A 19972-nucleotide genomic window follows, 5' to 3' on the forward strand; every position below is an offset into this window, starting at 1 on the left:
GGTTCACCTTGGACCTCGGTGCGTGGCGACACGTCACCGCGAACGAGGCTTCCCAGCGACCTTCACGGAAGGCCCGGCTGTTCGGCTACGATCAGGACACCCCGCCCGACGCACTCGCGTGTGACCACGACTGACGGCAGGTCTCCTGGCTCGCGGATATCGGCACCCATCGCCTTCCCGAGGGTTTCCCCCAGTGGCATGTGATGGGTGCCATCCGCTTACAGTTGCGGGGGCAGCCGCAGCATCGGGGCGGAGGCCCCTCACTGCATTCCCTGTTCGTCCCCGAAGGGAACCGTCCCGACCTCACTAGAGGCCGATCTGAATTGAGTCAATTCTGTGATGCGGGGGCCTGCAATGCCGAACTCCCGGGGGGCCAACGGGCAGCGCCGGGACGCTGCGAACGTCGCGGCGACGTATCGGCCGATCCGATCTCAGCCCGGGACGAGGTCGAAGAAGCCGACCACCGAGGCAAGCCGGCCATCCGCCGAAACGCGGCCGATATCGGTGCCCTTGACCACCGCGGGGCCGTCGCCCGCGGCGAGCTGCCAGGACAGCCGGACATGGTTGCCGAAGCCGTCGGGCTTGCCGACGAGGCTGAAGCGGAGGCCGGCGAATTGCTTCTGGACGCCGCCGAGGACAGCGTCGATCTGGTCGTGGCCGCGGCCCTCGGCCACCGGATCGGCGAAATGGGCGTCGGCGGCCCAGATCTCGCCGACGAGCTTGCGGCGCGCGGCCGCATCGGTTTCGTTCCACATGGCGATGTAGCGGTCGGCGAGTTCGGTCGGGTTGGTCATGTCAGTCTCCGTGCGTGTTTGACGGAGCGATCATGGCGGCTCGGCAAACCGATCCAATTACCTGCAAGGTCATCGCGGCGGAGCGTCGCGCCGGCGATCACGGTCTCGTCCGGCGGTCTACGAGGCGATCGGCTCGTCGACGTCCGGCCGGGCGCGCTGCGCCTGCCCGCGTGACGCCTTGGCGGGCGCGACCGGCATGGCGAGCGGCAGGACTCTGTCGGTCGTCGTGGTCAGATGATCGCGCATGCGCGCGCCGAGGCCGGCCACATCCCGCGCAAGCGCTGCCTCCATCAGGCCCCGGTGTTCCGTGTCCAGGTCGCGCTCTTGGGGAACCGCCGGCACCGAGAGCCGCCGGTAGCGTTCGCTCTGGTCGTAGAGAATGGCCCTGAGCCTGAGGCGCCACGGGCTGCCGCAGGCTGCGACAAGCGCAGCATGAAATGCCTTGTGCGCGGAGGCCCAGTCTTCGCTGACCGCCATCGGATCGCCTTCGACCCGCTCCGGCGTTCGCGACAGGCGGTGATAGGCGGCGACGATGGCGGTCTCCCATTCGACGTCGCCCTGCTCGATGGCCCGCTTCAGGCAAACCAGTTCGAGCTCGATGCGCGTGCTGGTGAGATCGATCAGATCGTCCTGAGACACCGGCGCGACGTTGAAGCCCCGCTGGGCCTCGGCAACCACCAGTCCTTCGGCGGTGAGCCGCGACAAGGCCTCCCTGATGGCACCGAGACTGACGCCCCGGGAGGCGCAGATGTCGTTGATCTTGATCTTCTCGCCGGGCGCGAGACGGCAGGCCAGGATATCGGCGCGCAAGGCCAGATAGGCCGCTTCCGTCAGGCTTTTGGTGCTCGCCCGATGTCCGATCAAGACAATTCTCCTCAGAGCGTGCCGTGCGGGCGGGTCGGGCCCCTGTCGACGATTCAGCCCCAACGAATAGGGCGAAATGCGTCGGATCGCAAGAATATATATTTTCGTTGACATATCTATTTTCTGATGTCTGATCTATCGCAACAACAATCGAGGAGCGTCTGAAAATGCGGTTTGCGGCTTTTCGCCAGGATGGTTTGCGCGGTCTCGCGGTAGCGGCTGGCGCAGCCGGCTATGTCGGCCTGACAAGCAATGACGCGGCCTATCCCGGTGATCTCGACGAACTGATCGTCAAGGGCGAGGGCGCACTTGCCAGTGCCCATCGGACGCTGTCGGCCGGTCGGCCGATCGACCTCGGCACAGTGGCGCTGCTGCCGCCGCTGTCCAATCCCGGCAAGATCATCTGCGTCGGGCTCAACTACGTCGACCATTCCGCCGAGAGCGGCTTCAAGCAGCCCGACTATCCGACGCTGTTTTCGCGTTTCGCCTCGAGCCTGATCGGGTCGGGCGCGCCGATCATCCGTCCCACCGTCTCCGAGCAACTCGATTACGAAGGTGAGCTCGTGGCGGTGATCGGCCGTGGCGGTCGCCATATCCCGCAAGCCGAGGCGCTCGATCACGTCATCGGCTATTCGATCTTCAACGATGCCTCGATCCGCGACTATCAGTTCAAGGCGCCGCAATGGACGGTCGGCAAGAATTTCGACGATACCGGCGCCTTCGGCCCGATCTTCGTCACGGCCGATGAATTGCCGCCCGGCTGCAAGGGCCTGAAGCTCGAGACCCGGCTCAACGGCCAGACGGTCCAGAGTGCCTCGATCGACGCCATGGTCTTCGATGTCGCGACCCAGATCGCCATCATCAGCGAGGCGATCACATTGTCGCCAGGCGACATTCTGGTCACCGGCACGCCGTCCGGCGTCGGCCTTGCCCGCAAGCCGCCGCTCTGGATGAAACATGGCGATATCTGCGAGGTCGAGATCGAGGGCATCGGCATCCTGAGCAATCCGGTGGCGAACGAACTGCGCTGAACGGCTGTCGACTTGCGTAGCCGGCCCGACGGGCATGGGGACCTCGGGCCGGCGCTTCCTCACCACCCTGAAGGAAGATCCGGATGTTTTTTTCGCGCCGCCGATTTGTCGTGGGAGCGGCCGCCATCGGCGCTCTCTCCAATTTGCCCGGGGCCCGGGCCCAGCCTGCTTTTCCGAACCAGCCACTGCGCATCATCGTGCCGTTTGCGGCCGGCGGGACGACCGACATGCTGGCGCGGCAATTCGGGCAAAGGATGCAGGAGGCCCTTGGCCAGCCTGTCGTCATCGAGAATATCGGCGGTGCGGGTGGCTCGATCGGCGCCGAGCGCGTCGCCCGGTCGCCGGCAGACGGTCATACGCTGCTGTTCCACAACCTGACATTCTCGGCGACCACCTCGGCCCTGCAAGCCGCCGGGCGGTCGCCGCATGATATCGAGAAGGACTTCGCCGCCGTATCGCTCGCCGCCAATGTCCCGATGGTGATCATGGCGGGCACGGTCGTGCCGGCCAAGGACCTGCGGGAATTCGTCGCTTATGCCAAGGCCGCGTCGGCGCCGCTGTTCTATGGTTCGACCGGCCCGGGCAGCGTGATGCATCTGGTTTCGGAAGTGCTGAAACGCGATGCCGGCATCCGCATGGAGCATGTGCCGTTCCGTGGCGCCGCGCCCTTGATGCAGGAGATGATCGCCGGCCGCGTGCAGTTCGGCGGCGACCAGTTGTCGACCTCGCTCGAATTCATTCGCGCCGGGTCGGTCAAGCCGCTGGCGACGCTCGCGGCCGACCGCATGCAGGTCTTCCCGGATGTGCCGACGGTCAGCGAGCTCGGCTTTCCCAATATGGAGCTGCGCGGCTGGAACGGCTTCTTCGCCCCGAAGGCGACGCCGGCCGCCATCATCCAGCGCCTGCAAAGCGTGATCCAGGCCGCCGCCGCGGATCCGGAACTCAAGCGCCGGCTGAGCGAGGTCGGTGCAGAGGCCGTCGGATCGTCCGCCGACGATCTCGACAAGGTCGTCAGCGAGCAGGTCGGCAAGGTCCGCCCCTTGGTCGCGGAGCTGAAGTTGCTGACATAGCCGATGGGGTGATCGGCCGCCTCCCGGCGGCCGACGGATGACGGGGCGGACACCGGCGGCATAAGCCGGGCTCAAAAAAATCCATCGATGGAGGACACTGCCATGACGCAGATCAGAGGTTACGTCGGCCCGACGCGCCGTCCGGGCGAACTCGGCATCCATTCGCTCGATCACTTCAACCTGGTGGTGCCCGACCTGAAGGTCGCCGAAACCTTCTACACCTCCTTCGGCCTCGACATGCGCGCCTTCGGCAACAGCCTCGGCTTTCATACCGATGGTCATGCGCATCGCTGGGGAACCGTGACGGAAGGCGATCGCAAGCAGCTTTCGCATCTGTCCTTCGGCTGTTTCGACGACGACCTGCCGCGCTTCCGCGACCGTCTGCAGGAACTCGGCATCGCGCAGCTCGATCCGCCGCCCGGCTTTGAATCGAACGGCCTGTGGTTCCGCGATCCCGATGGTTCGCTGGTCGAGATCCGGGTGGCGGAGAAAAGCTCTCCGAACGAAAAATCCGGCTCGAACAACGCTTCCGGACCGCCGGGCACGCAGACTTCGCCCAATCGAAGCGCCGCGCCGGCGGTACGGCCGCGCCGGCTGGCCCATATCCTGATTTTCACCGCCGATGTCGCCCGCGCCATCGCCTTCTATTCGCGCGTGCTGGGTCTTCGGCTGTCCGATCGCTCGGGTGACGGCATCGCCTTCATGCACGGCATCCACGGCAGCGACCATCATTTGATCGCGCTCGCCAAATCCGAGGGGCCGGGACTGCATCACCTGAGCTGGGATGTCGGCTCGATCCACGAGATCGGGCTGGGCGCCATGCAGATGGCCGACAAGGGCTTTTCGGCTGGCTGGGGGCTCGGCCGCCACGTGCTCGGATCGAACTTCTTCCACTATGTGCGCGATCCCTGGGGCAGCTATTCCGAATATTCCTCCGACATCGACTACATCCCCTCGAATTTCGACTGGGAGGCCGGCGATCACCCCGGCCACGACGCCTTCTACGTCTGGGGGCCGACGCCGCCCGATGATTTCGCCTTCAACTACGAAGCAGCAAAAAGCTGAACGTCATAAAAACCGGGAGGACGTGGCATGACAGGTGTCACCAGGAGAGCCATCGGCACGATGGCGGTTGCCGCGACGGCGGCGGCCGCGGGTTTCACGCCGGGCGCGCGTGGCCAGACAGCGGCGCCTTCGGGCAATCCGATCCGCATCGGCTATTCCATGGCGATGACCGGCGGCCTCGCCGGCAATGGCCGCCCGGCGCAACTGGCGCATCAGATCTGGGCGCAGAGCGTCAATGAGACAGGCGGCCTGCTCGGGCGGCCGGTCCAGCTGGTCTATTACGACGACCAGAGCAGCGCCTCGCAGGTGCCGGCGATCTATACCAAGCTCCTGGAGGTCGACAAGGTCGACCTGGTCGTCTCGAGCTATGCGACGGCGAACATTGCGCCCGCCATGCCGGTCATCATGCAGCGGGAAATGGCTTTCGTGACGCTGCTGGGATCGGCGACCAACGAAGCCTTCCAATATGACCGCTGCGTCAATATCAGCCCGACCGGCGGCGACATGCAGGAAGACTTCGCCAAGGGCTTCTTCGCGATCGCCGCCAAGGCCGAGCCGAAACCGCAGACCATCGCCATTGCCGGGCTCGATTCCGATTTCCCCCAGCGGGCGATGGAAAGCGCCCGCCGCCAGGCCAAGAAATCAGGCATTCGCATTGTCTATGACCGGGCTTACCCGCCGAGCACGGTGGATTTCTCGCCGATCATCCGGTCGATCCAGTCGGCGCGAGCCGACCTCGTCTTCTTTGCGTCCTATCCGCCCGATTCGTCCGGGCTGTTGCGCGCGGCGACCGAACTGAAGTTGCGCGCCACCTTGCTCGGTGGCGGCATGATCGGGCCGCAGGTCACCGGCATCAAGGCGCAGCTCGGCCCGTTGCTGAACAACCTGGTCTGCTGGGATGTCTATGCGCCTGAGCCGACAATGGACTTCCCCGGCGTGAAGGCTTTCCTGCGGCGTTACCGCGAGGTTGCCGAGCGCGAGAAGGTCGATCCGCTCGGGCTCTATGCGCCGCCGCTCGCCTATGCCCAGATGCAGGTGCTGGAACAGGCTGTCCGGCGTGTCGGCAAGCTCGACCAGGCGGCGATCGGCGCGGATTTCCACGCCAACGAGTTCCAGACCATCATCGGCAACACCCGCTTCGACAAGCTCGGCGAATGGACTGAGGAGCGCAATCTCTATGTCCAGTACCAGGGCATCCAGGGCAACGACCTCGAGCAGTTCAAGCGGGCGGGCACCCAGGTCATCCTGCATCCCGAACGGTACCGGTCGGGCACGCTGAGAACGCCCTATCCGGCGGGCTGACGGCCACCCGCATAGCCGCGTCCCGCGTCGACCGAGGCATCGGACGCGACGATGTCAATCCAGCAGCACGGTCGTCGGCTCCCCCGGCGACCGTGGCCGCCAACCGAAACGTCAAGGATCGACCATGAGCACCGGCAAGGTCTCCGCGCAGGATATCGTCGAGGTCAGCAAGTCCCGGGGCTTCCTGGCCAAGCAGCTCTACGTGATCTTCACCAGGCCGACCGACGGCATGGGGCCGGTCATGGCCAATCTTCCCGTTCATCTCGACTACCAGGAAAGCCTGGAAAAGCGCGGCATCATGTTCGCCGCCGGGCCGCACTGGACCGACGACGAGCAGTCCTGGGAAGGCGAGGGCATGGTCGTCGTCAGGGCGGCCTCGCTCGCCGAGGCCAATGAGATCGCGGCCGCCGACCCCATGCATCGGAGCGGCGCGCGCAGCTACCGGGTCCGGCCCTGGCTGGTCAACGAGGGCGGCCTGACGATCCGCCTCGGCTTTGCCACCGGACGTTTCGAACTCACTTGAACCGCGGCGCCCGCGCATCGAGGGGAGCCTCATGGACTTCGACTTCGCCTTGCTCCTGAACGGGGTCACATCCGGCCTGCTGCTCGGCTGCCTCTACGCGATCGCCGCCGTCGGCGTTGCGATCTCGTTCGGCATGCTGGATGTGGTCAATATCGCCCAGCCGGCCATCATGGTCCTCGGCGCCTTCGCGGTGGTCGTGCTGACCCGCCTGACCGGGCTGGACCCCTTGCTTCTCTCTGTGCTGATGGCGCCGCTGTTCTGGGCCGGCGGGGCGCTGCTCTATGCCGGCTATCACCGCTTCTTCGAGAGCCGCGGCGACGAGGCGATCCAGGGTCTCGCCTTCTTCTTCGGCATCATGTTCATCATCGAAGTCGGGCTGGTCATGACCTTCGGGCCGGACCAGCATTGGGTCGATGTGCCCTATGCCTCCGAGACGTTGCGGCTCGGCATCGTCGATCTGCCCTTGCGCATGCTGGTCCCGGGGCTCGTATCGCTCGCCGCGATCGGCGCCCTGATCATATTCCTGAAGCGGACGTTCACCGGGCACGCCATCGCCGCCGTCGCGCAGGACAAGGAAGCCCTGCGCTTCCTGGCGATCGACCCGGTCAGGATCAAGCGGATCGCTTTCGGCCTCTCGACGGTCTTTGCCGGTGTCGCCGGCGGTGCGCTGGTCGTCGTCCAGCCGGTCGATGCCATCTCCGGCCACGTCTTCATCGGGCGTGTCTTCGCCATCGTCATCATGGGCGGCATGGGCAGCCTGACGGGTTGCGTGATCGCGGCCCTGCTGTTCGGCGTCATCGAGAATGTCACCGCGACTCTCTACGGCCCGTCCTGGTCGCCGGCGGTGGCCTTCGGCCTGCTGCTTCTGGTCCTGGCTTTCCGCCCCCAGGGCCTGTTCGGGAGCGCGTCATGACGGTCCTCGTCCTCGACGCCGCGGCGCCGCGCGCTCTTGGCCGCTTCGCGCTCGCCACCTGCACGACGCTTGTGATGGTCATGATCGCGCTGCGTCTGGTCGGCAACGATTACGCCTATTTCGCCGGTTATGTCGTGCTGCAATACGTCGTCCTGGCCATCGGCTGGAATGTCCTCGGCGGTTATGCCGGCTACGTCAATTTCGGTGCCGCCGCCTTTTTCGCGGCGGGCGCCTATACGACGGTTGCGCTGCGCAAGGCGGTGGGACTGGATCTCATCTCCTGCATTGTCGCCGGCGGTGTCGTCAGCGGGCTTCTCGGCCTGGCGATGGGCTACCTGACCTTGCGGCTGCGCGGGGTCTATTTCTCCATCGCCACGCTCAGCCTCGCCGTCGTGCTGCAGACGCTGATCGTCAACTGGCCCTATGTCGGCGGCTCGCGCGGCGCCTATATGGTCAAGCCCAGGACCATCGCCCCGTTCGCCAGCTATGGCGAATATCTCTTCCTGCTCATGCTGCTGATTGCGGCCTTCGCGGTCGTCGTCGCCCGTTCGATCGAAAGGTCGCGGCTGGGCCTCGGCCTGGCGGCAATCCGCGACGACGAGCGGGCGGCGGAGGCGGCCGGCGTACCCACCCTCCGGCTGAAGCTGGTGGCGACCACCATCAGCGGCGCGCTGATGGGCATGGCCGGAGCGCCGCTGCCCTATTACACCTCCTACCTCAATCCGGAATCGGCCTTCGCGCTCGGCTATACCGTCAACGCGATGGCCATGCCGCTGATCGGCGGCACGCAGAGCTGGATCGGGCCGGTCATCGGTGCCGTGCTGCTGGGGACGCTGCAGCAGGCCGTCACCGTGACCATCTCGTCGTCGATCAACCTGCTGATCGTCGGTTTCGTGCTGGTCGGCTTCGTCACCATGGCGCCCAACGGCATTCTCGGCCTGCTCAAGACGGCCAGGCGGAGGGTCGGGGCATGACCACGCCGCACCAGCCCCTTCTGACGGTCAGAGGCCTCGGCAAGCGTTTCGGCGGCTTCACCGCGCTCGACGGCATCGATATCGATCTGGGCGCCGGCGAACGGCTCGGCTTGATCGGCCCGAACGGCTCGGGCAAGAGCACCTTCGTCAATTGTCTCGCTGGCGATATCACCGGGCATTCCGGCAGCGTGACCTTCGCCGGCAAGGCCTTCGCGGGACTGGCGCCGCATCGACGGACCTGGAGCGGCCTGTCGCGCACGTTTCAGCTGCCACGGCCCTTCGCCAGCCTCAGCGTCTTTGAAAACGTCACGGTACCCCTGCGTTTCGCCGGCAGGAACGCGGCGGGGCAGGGCGCGGTCGGCGCGCGCGCTATGGAATGCCTCGAGCTCGTCGGTCTCGCCGGCAAAGCCCGGACGTCGCCGCGCGACCTGACCCAGGTCGACCTGCGCAAGCTGGAACTGGCCCGCGCGCTGGCGCCCGGTCCGCGACTGCTGGTCGCCGACGAGGCCATGGCCGGCCTGTCGAACTCCGAGGTCGATCAGATCCTCGAGCTCCTGATGCGGGTCAACGCGACGGGCACCGCGATCATCATGATCGAGCATATCATGCGCGCCGTGACGGCCTTTTCGGAGCGGCTGATCGTCTTCGTGGCGGGACGCAAGATCGCCGACGGCGAGCCGCGCGCCGTGCTCGCGACCCCGGAAGTGGAGGCGGCCTACCTTGGCAACTAGTTCCCTTGTCGTCGCGGATCTCCAGGCCGGCTACGGCGCGGTGCGCGTGCTGGAGCATGTTTCGCTCGAGGTCCGTCCAGGTGAGATCGTCGCGCTGCTCGGCACCAACGGCAATGGCAAGACGACCCTGATGCGCTGCATCCTCGGTTTGCTCAAGCCCTCGCAGGGCTCCATCGTCGCCGAGATCGACGGCCAGCGTTTCGACCTTGCCGGCCGCTCTCCCGAAGAGATCGTCGATCTCGGCATCGTCCTGGTGCCGGAGGGCCGGCGGCTGTTTCCGCAGCTCTCGGTCGAGGACAATCTCGTGCTCGGCGCCTATCGGCCGAAGGCGCGCGCCGCGCTCAAGGCGAACCTGGCCTTCTGCTACGACAGCTTTCCGCGGCTCTTGGAGCGTCGCCATCAGCGGGTCGGCAGCATGAGCGGCGGCGAGCAGCAGATGGTGGCGATCGCCCGCGCCATCATGTCCGCCCCGCGCATCCTGCTGGTCGACGAACCCTCGGTCGGGCTCGCGCCGATCATGGTCAAGCAGACCATCGACCAGATCGGCGCCCTGAAGACCCGCCTCGGCCTGACGGTGCTGATGGCGGAGCAGAATTTCACCCAGGCGATCCGCATCGCCGACCGGGGCTACGTGATGGTGCACGGCGAGATCGCCTTTCAGGGCGACTCCCCGGCCGAACTCAACGACAACCATCTGATCCGCCAGTTCTATCTGGGCTTGTGACCATCCTGGGGAATTTCGCCATGCATTTCATGCTTCACGGGCTCGACAAGCCGGACGCGTTGCCGGTGCGGCTGGCGCATTACGACGCCCATCGCACCTATCTCGCGGCAGCCCCGGTCAAGATCATCGTCTCCGGCCCGCTGGTCTCCGACGACGGCGCGCGCATGATCGGCAGTTTCATCCTGATGGAAGCGGAGAGCCGGGATCAGGTCGTCGCTTTCAACCGCGCCGATCCGTTCTACCAGGCCGGGGTCTGGGAAAGGGTCGATATCCATCGCTGCGAAAAGCGTGTCGACAACCGTGCCTGAGTCCCGGGCAGAAGAGGAGCAGGCCATGGCGGAGCGTCCGCGGATCGGCTGGATCGGGCTCGGCAATATGGGCAGCCGGATGGCGCCCAATCTGATCAAGGCCGGCTATGACGTGACGGTCTTCGACGTCGATCCCGCCAGGACGGCGGAGCTGGTTGAAGCGGGTGCCAAGACGGCGGCCTCGCCGGGCGAACTCGGCGCCGGCCGCGATGTCGTCGTCTCGATGATTCCGAACGACAAGGTGCTGTTCGACATCGTCGCGGGAGCGGATGGATTGCAGCATGGGCTGCGGCCGGGGGCCTGTTTCATCGACATGAGCACGGTCTCGCCCGGCATGTCGAAGCAGGTCGCCGAGAGGCTCGCGGCCCACGGCCTGTCCTATCTGCGTGCGCCGGTGTCCGGCTCGACGGCGCTTGCCGCGGCCGGCACGCTGGCGATCTTCGCGTCCGGCGACCGCGAGGCATTCGACCGGCACCGGCCGATCCTCGATGCGCTCGGCCGCAAGGTCACCTATCTCGGCGCAGGCGAGGAGGCGCGGGTGACCAAATTGATGATCAACCTGATCGTCGGTTCGATCAATGGCGCGCTGGCGGAAGCGTTGAACTTCGGCCAGCGCAATGGCCTCGACTGGGCGACCATGATCGACACGATTGCCGACAGCGTCGTGGCCTCGCCTTATATCGCCTCGAAGGTCGACAAGCTGAAGCAGCGCGACTGGACGGCCGCGGCGCCGATCAGCCTGATCGCCAAGGACGCCGACCTGGCGCTCGATCTCGGCCGGGCCTCCGGCGCCTTCATGCCGATGACGGCGATCGTCCGGCAGACGCTGTCGGCCATGGAGGGCAGGGGCGACGGGCATCTCGACATGGCGGCGGTCGTCGATCTCTTCGATGCCCGATGATGGTGCGTGGCGGACCGCCGGTGTCGCCGTCGTTAGTCGCGCCAGCCCCGCCTGCAAGGGCTACCGGATTTGGAAGAATTCGAAATGCCCGAGTGTTCAGTCGCTTGCGCGAAAGGCGGTCGCCCTTTGAGGCTTCGCGCGAGAACCACCATCCTCACCGCTGCCCGGAGCGCTGGCGTTCGCACGCATCTTTCAGACGAGCCTGAACGCGTCGCCCTTCGAAATCTCGCGTCGGAACCTCCACGCTCACCTCTCCCCGGCGGGGAGAGGTCGGCGCCGTAGCGAGTGCGAACGCATCTCGCGTTCGCTCGATGCTATGGCGCCGGGAGAGGGGGAATTGTAGCTTCAGAACAACGCTTTGCGCGCTTCGTATGGTGAATCTCGTCTCGCGCCTCGCCCCCTCTCCCGACCGCTCGCTGCGCTCGCGGCCGACCTCTCCCCGCCGGGGAGAGGTGAGGGCGGCGGTTCAGGTGCGAGATTTCGAAAGGGAACAAAACTGGGGCGCCGCGCCGAAAAATACGGCTTCGCGAGATGTGTGAATCCGACCGTCGGCCCGCGCGGCCTTGGCTTCTCAGCCGTGCCCCTGGTGGAAGCGTTCCAGGAAGCTCGCGAGCCGCGGATTTTGTGGCTTGCGGATGACCGCGTCGGGCGAGCCGATCTCGGCCATCACCCCTTCGTTCATGAAGCCGACGCGGTTGGAGACGTCGGCGGCGAAGGCCATTTCATGGGTGACCAGGATCATGGTCATGCCTTCGGCGGCAAGGTTGCGGATGACCGCCAGCACCTCGGACACCAGTTCCGGGTCGAGCGCCGAGGTGACCTCGTCGAACAGCATGACGTCGGGTTTCATGGCGAGCGCCCGGGCAATGGCGACACGCTGCTTCTGGCCGCCCGAGAGCCGGCTCGGGAAGGCGTCGGCCTTGTCGGCGAGCCCGACCTTGGCCAGCAGGTCGCGGCCGAGTTCGTCGGCCTCGGCCTTGGCCATGCCCTTCACCTGCACCGGACCCTCGGTCACATTGGCCAGCACGCTCATATGCGGGAACAGATTGAAGTGCTGGAACACCATGCCGACGTCGCGGCGCAGCAGCGCCAGCTGCGCGTCGTCGGGCATCTTGCGCCCCTTGCCGAATTCGAAGCGGTGGTCACCGGCGGCGAGCTTGCCGGCCTGCGGCAGCTCCAGGAGGTTGAGGCAGCGCAGGAAGGTCGACTTGCCGGAGCCGCTGGCGCCGATCAGTGTGACGACCTCGCCGCGGGCGACGTCGAGCGATACGCCCTTCAGCACCTGGTGGCTGCCGAAGGCCTTGTGGATGCCTTGGGCGGAAAGGGTGGGGCTGGCCTCGATCACCGGTGGGCTCCCAAGCGTTGTTCGACCCGGTCGGCGACGAGGGTGAGCGGAAACAGCACGACGAAATAAAGCAGCGCGATCAGCGAATAGACCTCCAGCGGCCGATAGCTCGCCGCGGTGATGACCGAGCCTTGATAGAGCAGGTCGGCCACCGCCACGGTCGAGACCAGCGAGGTGTTCTTGAGTTGCAGGATGGTCTGGTTGATGAAGGAGGGGATCATCACCTGGATCGCCTGGGGCAGCACGATGCGCCGGAAGATCCGGCCCCGGCGCATGCCGATCGCGCGGCCGGCTTCCCACTGGCCGCGATCGATCGCCTCGATGCCGCCGCGGAAGATTTCCGCGTAGAACGAGCCGGCGTAAAGCGACAGCGTGAGAAAACAGGCCATGGCCGCCGACATGTCGACGCCGATCAGCACGGGCAGGGCGTAATAGACCCAGACCAGCTGCACCAGCAGCGGCGTGCAGCGGAACACCTCGATATAGCCCCGCAAGGGAATTGACAGCCATCGCGGGGCATTGGTGCGCAGGATGCCGGTGACGAGGCCGATGACGACGCCGGCCGCGACCGTCGTCACGGTATAGAGAATGGTGACGAGAAGGCCTTGGCCGATCAGGCCCCAATAGGGTCTGAGCGCTCCGAAATCCCACGCATATTGCATCGCGCGGGCTCCCTCAGAACTGCACTTCGGAGGGAATGTCGTCGATGGTCAATCCAACCGCGCCGAAGCCCTTGATCATCCAGTCGCGGGTCTGGCCCATCGAACGGTTATAGTCGGCCCAGGCGGAGAGGAAGTCCTTGTAGCGCCGGTCGGTCTCGGCGCGGATGCCCATATTGGTCGGCAGGCTGAGCAGCGGGCGGGGAATGACGAATTCGCCGAGATTGGGGTTCTTCTTGAGCGTCGAGATCGCCAGCACCGCCAGCACGCAGGTGCAGTCGGCGCGCCCGGTGGCGACCGCCAGCACCGCTTCGTCGCGGTTCTTGAACCCGAGAATGGTCGCCTTCGGGCAGTAGCGCCGGGCGATCATCTCGTGGGTCGAGCCGATATCGACCGCGATCTTGACCTCCGGCTTGTTGATCTCTTCCCAGGCCTGCGGCTTGGCCATGCCCTTTTTGGTGATGATCGAGAAGGCGTGGACCAGGATCGGCGTGGAGAAGTCGATGACCAGCGCGCGCTCCGGCGTCGGGTTGACCGCGAAGGCGAGGTCGACCTTGTCGCCCTGCAGGTCGAGGATCTGGTTGCCCCAGGTCGACTCGACCGTCTGCACCTTGGCGCTGAGCTTGGACGCGATGTCATTGGCCATGTCGATGCAGGCACCCGACCACGCGCCGGTCGGCAGATCCTTATGGAAATAGGGCTCCTGGCCGACGATGACCGCGACCCTGAGAATGCCCGTGCGCTTGATCCGGTCGAGCGTGGAGGTGGCGTTCTGCGCCGTGGCCGGTTCCGGCGCGGCAGTGGCGGCGATGGCGGCGCCGGCAAGCGCGACCGCGGTGAAAGCGTCCCTGCGATTCATCTCGAAACCCTCTGTTGCTGATCCCTGCCTCCGGGGCGCCCGGCTCCTCGAGGCTTGCGATACTGTTTCTGTATTCAGATCGAAATGCAATATGGTATTTTACGAGAATGGCTGATTGGGTATCATTTGGCCCGCTTGCCTCTTTCCTGGGCAAGCGCTTGGCGGCCCCAGGCGGTGGGCCGGTGGCGCGACCCGAAACAAGGGGTTGCCAACAGAATTCAAATCTGAATACAACTCTGGGCGCAGTTTTTGGGCGGGTCAAGAGCCGCCGGCCTCGGCCTTGAGGCCGAGGTCTGGTGCCGGCTTCGGCCCGGCGCCGCGTTCAGATGTGAGGAGACTTCAGGTGCGTGCTGTTTTCGTCGATGCGAATGACACTTTGGCAGCCGTGACCGAGAGGCTGGTCCGGCCCGGCGACCTCGAAGTGACGATCAACCGCAATCCTCAGGTGAAGTCGGAAGAGCTGCCCGGCGTGCTCGGCGGCGCCGAGATCGCCATCGTCGACCACACCCACCTGCCGACCGCTCTCGCCGGGCAGTGCCGGGGCCTGAAGCACGTCGTGTTCCTCGGCACCGGCGCGCGCAGCTACATGAACCCGGAGGAACTGGCGGAGCGCGGCATCTCCGTGCACATTATCAAGGGTTATGGCGATACCGCGGTGGCCGAATGCGCCATCGCGCTGATGTGGGCTTCCGCCAAAGGCTTTGCCCGCATGGACGGCGCGATGCGTGCCGGCAACTGGCTGCGCACCGATGGCGTGCAGCTGACCGGCAAGACCCTCGGCCTGATCGGTTTCGGCGGCATTGCCGCGGAAGTGGCAAGGCTCGCTTCCGGCGCCGGCATGAAGGTCATCGCCTGGAACCGCTCGCCGAAATCGCATCCGGGCGTCGAATTCGTCCCGCTCGAGCGGGTGCTGGCCGAAAGCCATGTCGTGTCGCTGCATCTCCTGCTCAACGACGATACCAAGAACTTCCTGTCGCGCGAGCGCATCGCGCAGCTTCGCCCGGGCGCCATCCTGATCAATACGGCGCGCGGCGCGGTCGTCGACGAGGATGCCATGGTCGAGGCGCTGCGTTCCGGCCAGATCGGCCATGCCGGCCTCGACGTCTTTACCGTCGAGCCGCTGCCGGCGGGCCACGTGCTGACCACGCTGCCCAATGTCACGCTTTCGGCCCATTCAGCCTTCCGCACGCCCGAGGCGAGCGACAACCTGATCGGCGCCGCGCTCGACCATTGCCGGCGCATCGTCGCGACCGGCCACTGACACCATCATCCGTTCCAGGAGGAAATCTTCATGTCCGCGATTACCCGCATCGACCAGAATGCCCGGCGCAGCCGCGCTTCCGTGTTCGGCGACCTGGTCTTCCTTGCCGGCCAGGTGGCCGATGACAAGACGGGCGATATCGCCAGCCAGACCCGCCAGGCTCTGGCCAAGGTCGACGACATGCTGTCGCGTGCCGGCACCGACAAATCACGCCTGCTCAGCGTGCAGATCTGGCTCAAGTCGATGGCCGATTTCGACGCGATGAACGCCGTCTATGATGCCTGGGTCGTCCCGGGCGATGCGCCGACGCGCGCCTGCGGCCGGGTCGAGCTCGCCGATCCCGGCTATCTCGTCGAAATCATCGCGATCGCGGCCCGCTGAGCCGATCGCGCGCAAGGACCCCTTGGTGCTGAAGAGGACATGATGACGTCAATGGCTTCGCCGGAGATCGGCTTTCGCTCCGCCGGGCGCATCAGCGCCATCGGCGTCTCCGAGATCCTGAAGATCGGCGCCACCGCCGCCCGTCTGAAGCGCGAGGGCCGTCCGGTCATCGTGCTGGGCGCCGGCGAGCCCGATTTCGATACGCCCGACCATGTCAAGGCGGCGGCGGAAAAGGCGATCCGTGCCGGGCAGACCAAATATACCACGCTCGACGGCACCGCCGAGCTGAAGGCGGCGATCGCGGACAAGTTCCGCCGCGAGAACGGCCTGACCTATGCCGCCGACGAGATCACGGTGGGGGCCGGCGCCAAGCAGGTGATCCACAATGCCTTCATGGCGACGCTCAACCCGGGCGATGAGGTGATCCTGGCCGCACCCTATTGGACGAGCTATGCCGACATGGTGCAGATCGCCGAAGGCCGGCCGGTCAATGTCGTCTGCCGCGAGGAGAACGGTTTCCGGCTCGACGCCGCCGATCTCGAGCGGGCGATCACGCCGCGCACCCGCTGGCTGCTGCTGAACTCGCCGTCCAATCCGACCGGTTCGGCCTATTCGGAAGCGCAGCTCCGGCCGATCCTCGCGGTGCTGAAGCGCCATCCCCATGTCTGGCTGATCGCCGACGATATCTACGAGCACCTGATCTATGACGGCTTGCCCTTCGTCACCGCGGCCCAGATCGAGCCCGACCTGAAGCGCCGCACGCTCACCGTCAACGGTGTGTCCAAGGCCTATGCCATGACCGGCTGGCGCGTCGGTTACGCTGGCGGGCCGAAGGAACTGATCGCCGCGATGGCGGTGGTGCAGAGCCAGAGCACGACCAATCCGTCCTCGGTGAGCCAGGCGGCCGCCGTCGAAGCCCTGACCGGACCGCAGGACCTGCTGGCCGAGCGCTGCGCCGCCTTCCAGCGCCGCCGCGACCTGGTGGTCGATGCGCTGAACGCGATCGACGGCGTCACCTGTCGCCGGCCGGAGGGCGCCTTTTATACCTTTGCCAGCTGCGCCGGTCTGATCGGCCGGCGCGCCCCTGACGGCACCCTGATCGACAGCGACAGCGCCTTCTGCCGCTATCTCCTGGAACAGCACGATGTCGCCGTGGTGCCGGGCAGTTGCTTCGGCCTCGCTCCCTATTTCCGCATCTCCTACGCGGCTTCCGAGGCGAGCCTCCAGGAAGCCACCGGCCGGATCGCCAAGGCCTGCAAGGAACTGTCATGACCAAGATCCAGACCAACGCCCGCACCGGCGGCCAGATCCTTGTCGACCAGCTGGTCGCCCAGGGCGTCGAGCGGGTGACCTGCGTGCCGGGCGAAAGCTATCTCGCCGCGCTCGACGCGCTGCATGACAGTGCCATCGACGTGGTGGTCTGCCGTGCCGAAGGCGGCGCCGCCATGATGGCCGAAGCCTATGGCAAGCTGACTGGCCGGCCCGGCATCTGCTTCGTCACCCGTGGGCCCGGCGCCACCAATGCCAGCCACGGCGTGCATATCGCCATGCAGGATTCGACGCCGATGATCCTGTTCATCGGCCAGGTCGACACCGGCATGCGCGAGCGCGAGGCCTTTCAGGAGGTCGACTACAAGGCGGTGTTCGGCACCATGGCCAAGTGGGTGGTCGAGATCGACCGGCCAGAGCGGGTCCCCGAACTGGTGGCGCGCGCCTTCCGGATCGCCATGCAGGGGCGTCCCGGGCCGGTGGTGATTTCACTGCCCGAAGACATGCTGGTCGAGGTGGCGGCCGTTGCCGACGCGCCGCGCGTCGAGCCGGCGAAGAGCTGGCCGGCACCCACCGATATCGCGCGCCTCGGTGCCATGCTGGGCGAGGCCAAGCGCCCCATCGTCATCCTGGGCGGCTCGGCCTGGGACGCCGAGGCTTGTGGTGCGATCGCCCGCTTCGCCGAGCGCTTCGATCTGCCGGTGGCGACCTCGTTCCGCCGCGCGGCCTTGTTCCCGGCCGATCACCCGAATTATGCCGGCGATCTCGGCATCGGGCCCGATGCCCGCCTGAAGCAGCGGGTCACCGGTGCCGACCTGATCCTGCTGATCGGCGGCCGCATGTCGGAAATGCCGTCATCGTCCTACACGCTCATCGACGTGCCGGTGCCGCAGCAAAAGCTCGTCCACGTCCATCCGGGCGCGGAAGAGCTCGGCCGCGTCTACCAGCCGGAACTCGCGATCCAGACGGCACCGGCAAGCTTCGCCGCGGCGCTCGAGGGACTGACGCCGGCGGCCGCGCCGGCCTGGGCGGGCGAGGCGGCCAAGGCCCATGCCGACTATCTCGCCTGGACCGAGACGCCGCGCGAACTGCCCGGTGCCTTCCAATATGGCCAGGTGGTCGCCTGGCTGCGCGACCGCCTGCCCAAGGATGCGATCCTCTGCAACGGCGCCGGCAATTATGCCGGCTGGCTGCACCGCCATCTTCGCTTCCATGCCTTCGCCACCCAGCTCGCGCCGACCTCCGGCTCGATGGGTTATGGCGTGCCGGCGGCGGTGCTGGCCAAGCGCCAGCATCCCGAGCGCACTGTCGTCGCCTTCGCCGGCGACGGCTGCTTCCTGATGAACGGCCAGGAATTCGCCACCGCCGTGCAATATGGCGCCGCCATCATCGCCATCGTCATCGACAACGGCCAGTACGGCACGATCCGCATGCACCAGGAACGCGACTATCCCGGCCGGGTGGTGGCGACCCAGTTGCAGAACCCTGACTTCGCGCTTTATGCCAAGGCCTTCGGCGGCCATGGCGAAAGGGTCGAACGGACCGAGGATTTCGCGCCGGCTTTCGAGCGGGCGCTCGCCTCCGGCAAGCCCGCCATCCTGCATTGCCTGCTTGATCCGCGCGCCCAGTCGCACGGCAAGGATTTCGTCCCGAGCGAGAAGGTTTCCGCATGAGCGAACAGACCGGCCGGCACGTCGCCATCATCGGAGCCGGCGCCATTGGCGTCATCAGCGCCATCGAGGCGCTGCGTGACGGCCATCGCGTCACGATCATCGAGCCGGCGACCCCGGGCGATGTGCAGGCGGCGAGTTATGGCAATGCCGGCTGGCTGTCGTCCCATTCGGTGATCCCGCCGGCCGAGCCGGGCGTCTGGAAGAAGGTGCCGAAATTCCTGATGGACCCGCTGGGCCCGCTGGCCATCCGCTGGAGCTATTTGCCCCGGGCCTTGCCCTGGCTGGTCAAATATCTCTGGTCGGGCTGGACCGAGGCCAAGGTCGAGGAAACCGCGATAGCACTGCGTGCGCTCCTGAAGGACGCACCGGCCCTGCACAAGAAGCTCGCCGACGAGGCCGGCCTCGGTCATCTGATCGAGCGCCAGGGTGTCATGCATGTCTACCCCTCGCGTGCGCCCTTCGACGCCGACAAGCTCGCCTGGTCCATTCGCAAGCGTGTCGGCATCGAATGGCTCGAGCTCTCGGCCGACGAGTTGCGCCAGCGCGAGCCGGAACTGCATCCACGCTATCAGTTCGGCGTGCTGGTCGAGGAGGCCGGCCGCTGCCGCGACCCCGGCGCCTATGTCGCCGGTCTCGCCGAGCACGCCCGTTCGCTCGGCGCCGAATTCGTCCAGGCCAAGGCCAGGAGGCTCAGGCTCGCCGACGGCAAGCTGGTCGCCGTCGTCACCGATGGCGGCGAGATCGCCTGCGATACCGCGGTGATCGCGGCCGGCGCCCGCTCCAAACCGCTGGCCGCCTCGATCGGCGACAGCCTGCCGCTCGAAACCGAGCGCGGCTATCACGTCATGATCGAGAACCCCGAGGCCGGCCCGCGCTCGTCCTTCATGGCCTCCGACGCCAAGATGGTGATCAACTGGACCGACAAGGGATTGCGCGCCGCCGGCCAGGTGGAGATCGCCGGACTCGATGCCGCACCCAATTGGCGGCGTGCCGAAATCCTGCGCGATCACCTGATCGGCATGTTTCCGAAACTGCCTCGGGAACTCGCCACCAGCGTGGCCGGCGCGCGTGTCAAGGCATGGCTCGGCCATCGCCCGAGCATGCCCGACGGGCGTCCTTGCCTCGGCTATTCGCGCGCCAGCCGCGACGTCGTTTACGCCTTCGGCCACGGCCATGTCGGCCTGGTCGGTTCGGCCCGGACCGGGCGGGTGGTCGCCCAGCTCATCGGCGGCCGCGAACCGGAGATCCCGGTCGGCCCCTTCGATCCCGCCCGCTATCTCTGACCGCCGTCTTCAAGATCTCCTGCCGCCTTCGAAAGGACCAGG

General features: G+C 66.4%; 21 protein-coding genes and 1 riboswitch. Of the genes, 16 read left to right on the plus strand and 5 right to left on the minus strand.

The annotated features are described in order from the left end of the window. Nucleotides 1-118: 118 nt before the first annotated feature. Nucleotides 119-312, minus strand: a riboswitch (cobalamin riboswitch). A gap of 119 nt (nt 313-431) precedes the next feature. After that, the gene (locus tag AC07WJ_RS30410) at nt 432-794 is read right to left on the minus strand and encodes a nuclear transport factor 2 family protein (RefSeq protein WP_494938458.1); all 363 of its coding nucleotides are present in this window, start codon (nt 792-794) and stop codon (nt 432-434) included. A gap of 117 nt (nt 795-911) precedes the next feature. Then, a complete protein-coding gene (locus tag AC07WJ_RS30415; protein WP_494938459.1) occupies nt 912-1658 on the minus strand; it encodes a GntR family transcriptional regulator in 747 nt (248 codons plus the stop codon). A gap of 167 nt (nt 1659-1825) precedes the next feature. Here AC07WJ_RS30415 and AC07WJ_RS30420 point away from each other — a divergent pair, with 167 nt between their 5' ends. The 11 genes from AC07WJ_RS30420 (at nt 1826) to AC07WJ_RS30470 (ending at nt 11200) form a co-directional block, all read left to right on the plus strand. Beyond that, entirely contained in the window at nt 1826-2689 is an 864-nt protein-coding gene (locus AC07WJ_RS30420; RefSeq protein ID WP_494938460.1) for a fumarylacetoacetate hydrolase family protein, read from the plus strand. Between the two features lie 83 nt (nt 2690-2772). Further along, complete coding sequence (locus AC07WJ_RS30425) at nt 2773-3759, plus strand: Bug family tripartite tricarboxylate transporter substrate binding protein (protein ID WP_494938461.1); 987 nt, start codon at nt 2773-2775, stop codon at nt 3757-3759. Nucleotides 3760-3861: 102 nt separating this feature from the next. Next, the gene (locus tag AC07WJ_RS30430; RefSeq protein WP_494938462.1) at nt 3862-4824 is read left to right on the plus strand and encodes a VOC family protein; all 963 of its coding nucleotides are present in this window, start codon (nt 3862-3864) and stop codon (nt 4822-4824) included. A gap of 27 nt (nt 4825-4851) precedes the next feature. Then, nucleotides 4852-6126 carry an amino acid ABC transporter substrate-binding protein gene (locus AC07WJ_RS30435; protein WP_494938463.1) on the plus strand — a complete coding sequence of 425 codons (1275 nt, stop codon included), beginning with the start codon at nt 4852-4854 and terminating at the stop codon, nt 6124-6126. Between the two features lie 124 nt (nt 6127-6250). Beyond that, on the plus strand, nt 6251-6649 hold the full coding sequence (locus tag AC07WJ_RS30440; protein WP_494938464.1) for a YciI family protein: 399 nt from the start codon (nt 6251-6253) through the stop codon (nt 6647-6649). A gap of 31 nt (nt 6650-6680) precedes the next feature. After that, nucleotides 6681-7562 carry a branched-chain amino acid ABC transporter permease gene (locus tag AC07WJ_RS30445; protein WP_494938465.1) on the plus strand — a complete coding sequence of 294 codons (882 nt, stop codon included), beginning with the start codon at nt 6681-6683 and terminating at the stop codon, nt 7560-7562. Beyond that, nucleotides 7559-8536 (plus strand): branched-chain amino acid ABC transporter permease, encoded by a 978-nt coding sequence (locus AC07WJ_RS30450; RefSeq protein WP_494938466.1) that lies wholly within the window; start codon nt 7559-7561, stop codon nt 8534-8536. The genes AC07WJ_RS30445 and AC07WJ_RS30450 overlap by 4 nt, the downstream gene beginning before the upstream one ends. Then, nucleotides 8533-9267 carry an ABC transporter ATP-binding protein gene (locus AC07WJ_RS30455; RefSeq protein WP_494938467.1) on the plus strand — a complete coding sequence of 245 codons (735 nt, stop codon included), beginning with the start codon at nt 8533-8535 and terminating at the stop codon, nt 9265-9267. Before AC07WJ_RS30450 ends, AC07WJ_RS30455 begins: the two co-directional genes overlap by 4 nt. Then, nucleotides 9257-9991, plus strand: a complete 735-nt coding sequence (locus AC07WJ_RS30460; protein WP_494938468.1) for an ABC transporter ATP-binding protein — start codon at nt 9257-9259, stop codon at nt 9989-9991. Before AC07WJ_RS30455 ends, AC07WJ_RS30460 begins: the two co-directional genes overlap by 11 nt. 20 nt (nt 9992-10011) lie before the next feature. Then, a complete protein-coding gene (locus tag AC07WJ_RS30465; RefSeq protein ID WP_494938469.1) occupies nt 10012-10299 on the plus strand; it encodes a YciI family protein in 288 nt (95 codons plus the stop codon). A gap of 25 nt (nt 10300-10324) precedes the next feature. Then, a complete protein-coding gene (locus AC07WJ_RS30470; protein WP_494938470.1) occupies nt 10325-11200 on the plus strand; it encodes an NAD(P)-dependent oxidoreductase in 876 nt (291 codons plus the stop codon). Nucleotides 11201-11771: 571 nt separating this feature from the next. Here the strand turns inward: AC07WJ_RS30470 and AC07WJ_RS30475 are convergent. Genes AC07WJ_RS30475 through AC07WJ_RS30485 form a run of 3 tightly spaced genes read right to left on the minus strand, consistent with a single transcriptional unit; the run spans nt 11772 to nt 14063 of the window. Further along, nucleotides 11772-12542 carry an amino acid ABC transporter ATP-binding protein gene (locus AC07WJ_RS30475; protein WP_494938495.1) on the minus strand — a complete coding sequence of 257 codons (771 nt, stop codon included), beginning with the start codon at nt 12540-12542 and terminating at the stop codon, nt 11772-11774. After that, complete coding sequence (locus tag AC07WJ_RS30480) at nt 12542-13207, minus strand: amino acid ABC transporter permease (RefSeq protein ID WP_494938471.1); 666 nt, start codon at nt 13205-13207, stop codon at nt 12542-12544. The genes AC07WJ_RS30475 and AC07WJ_RS30480 overlap by 1 nt, the downstream gene beginning before the upstream one ends. A 13-nt stretch (nt 13208-13220) precedes the next feature. Then, complete coding sequence (locus tag AC07WJ_RS30485; RefSeq protein ID WP_494938472.1) at nt 13221-14063, minus strand: transporter substrate-binding domain-containing protein; 843 nt, start codon at nt 14061-14063, stop codon at nt 13221-13223. Nucleotides 14064-14406: 343 nt separating this feature from the next. On the opposite strand from AC07WJ_RS30485, the gene AC07WJ_RS30490 reads away from it, so the two are divergent. From AC07WJ_RS30490 to AC07WJ_RS30510, 5 genes are read left to right on the plus strand one after another with little or no spacing between them, the layout of a single operon-like run. After that, on the plus strand, nt 14407-15324 hold the full coding sequence (locus AC07WJ_RS30490) for an NAD(P)-dependent oxidoreductase (RefSeq protein ID WP_494938473.1): 918 nt from the start codon (nt 14407-14409) through the stop codon (nt 15322-15324). A 30-nt stretch (nt 15325-15354) separates the two neighbouring features. Continuing rightward, the gene (locus AC07WJ_RS30495) at nt 15355-15705 is read left to right on the plus strand and encodes a RidA family protein (RefSeq protein ID WP_494938474.1); all 351 of its coding nucleotides are present in this window, start codon (nt 15355-15357) and stop codon (nt 15703-15705) included. Nucleotides 15706-15744: 39 nt separating this feature from the next. Then, nucleotides 15745-16977, plus strand: coding sequence for a pyridoxal phosphate-dependent aminotransferase (locus AC07WJ_RS30500; protein WP_494938475.1), 1233 nt, complete (start codon nt 15745-15747; stop codon nt 16975-16977). Further along, nucleotides 16974-18647 carry a thiamine pyrophosphate-binding protein gene (locus AC07WJ_RS30505; RefSeq protein ID WP_494938476.1) on the plus strand — a complete coding sequence of 558 codons (1674 nt, stop codon included), beginning with the start codon at nt 16974-16976 and terminating at the stop codon, nt 18645-18647. Before AC07WJ_RS30500 ends, AC07WJ_RS30505 begins: the two co-directional genes overlap by 4 nt. Beyond that, nucleotides 18644-19930: an NAD(P)/FAD-dependent oxidoreductase gene (locus AC07WJ_RS30510; RefSeq protein WP_494938477.1), complete on the plus strand. Its 1287-nt coding sequence runs from the start codon at nt 18644-18646 to the stop codon at nt 19928-19930. The genes AC07WJ_RS30505 and AC07WJ_RS30510 overlap by 4 nt, the downstream gene beginning before the upstream one ends. Nucleotides 19931-19972 lie beyond the last annotated feature (42 nt).

The organism is Phreatobacter sp. GW821-FHT04C01 (assembly GCF_059420385.1).